Consider the following 1,451-nt stretch of genomic DNA (forward strand, 5'->3'; position numbering starts at 1 on the left):
CCAGGGCGCTGGCGCTGGAGCGGGTGAACTCCCCCAACCCCGGGGCGGCGGACGCGGCCGGCGCACGGACAACGGCGGATCACACCGGGGCCGCGTCACGGCCCGGGCACGCAGCGCTCCGACGGCGCGAGGGCGGCGGGATACGGCCAAGGGTGGTGCGCCGGTCGGGTGGTGACCGGTGACCGGTTCGCCGGTGCATTTCGGGAGGTAGGCCCTGGCGGCGCGACACCCCCCGCCGGGTAACGTCCGGTGTTGCCCGGTAGGGGTGGTTCCTCCGCTGGCTCATCCGTGACCACTACTGCACACATGTGCTGGCATATGCGCGAGGATTATTGCTGTGACCGAGACTCACCGCGTACGTCCTCATCCGGAACACCGTCCCCGACTGATCGCGACCGACCTCGACGGCACGCTCCTCGCCGACGACCGCACCGTCTCGCGCCGCACCCTCGACGCGCTCGCCGCAGCCTCCGACGCCGGGATCGAGACCGTCTTCGTGACCGGTCGGCCCGCCCGCTGGCTGGAGGTGGTGAGCGCCGTCCGGGACCGGACCGTCGCCATCTGCGCCAACGGCGCCGCCGTCGCCGACCTCACCGCACTCGGCAGCCCCGCCGGGGACACCGTCAGCGACCTGGGAGCCGCCGACCGGGCGCCGGTCGCGGGGGGCGGGCTCCCGCCGTCCGCGACACCGCCGCTGATCGAGGTCCACCAGCTCCGGCCGGCGGACGCCCGCGCCCTGGCCGCCGTGCTGCGCGGCGCCGTCCCGGGCATCACCTTCGCGGTGGAGCGGACCACCGGCATGCACTACGAACCGGACTACCCGACGTACTTCCCCGGAGCCGTCGCCGGCGTCGCGCCCATCGAGAAGCTGCTCGACGACACCGGGGAGTTCGCCGACCAGCCGATCATCAAACTGCTCGCGCGCCACTCCGCGATGGACCCGGACCGGTTGCTCGCCGCCACCCGCGCCGCCGCCCCGGGGTTGGGGGAGTTCACCCGCTCCAGCGCCAGCGCCCTGGTCGAGATCAGCGCCCGGGGGGTGAGCAAGGCGACGACGCTCTCCGCCTACTGCGCCCGCCGCGGCCTCGGCCCGCAGGACGTGGTGGCCTTCGGCGACATGCCGAACGACCTGGAGATGCTGGCCTGGGCGGGGCGCTCGTACGCGATGGCCAACGCCCACCCCGACGTCCTGGCGGCGGCGACCCACCGCACCGCGGCCAACACCGAGGACGGGGTCGCGCGGGCGGTCGAGCGGCTGCTCGCCGACCTCGCCCGCCCGGTCCCCGCCGGCGCGGGCCCCGCCGGGATCGGTGCGCTCGCGGGCGGCCGCCGGCCGGAGCTGGTGGACCTCGATCAGCGGCGGTGTCGCGGCCGGCGGGAGCCCGCCCCCCGCGCCCGGCGCCCGGTCGGCGGCTCCCAGGTCGCTGACGGTGTCCCCGGCGGGGCTGCCG

1 protein-coding gene is annotated in these 1,451 nt (G+C 76.1%); it reads left to right on the forward strand.

The window, feature by feature from the left end; translation table 11 throughout:
- Positions 1-337 precede the first annotated feature (337 nt).
- Positions 338-1,451 (forward strand): HAD family hydrolase (locus tag HCN56_RS25510; protein WP_312871454.1); only part of this gene is annotated, 1,114 nt, incomplete at its 3' end.

It is taken from the genome of Streptomyces lonarensis (genome assembly GCF_012033735.1).
Lineage (GTDB): Bacteria > Actinomycetota > Actinomycetes > Streptomycetales > Streptomycetaceae > Streptomyces > Streptomyces lonarensis.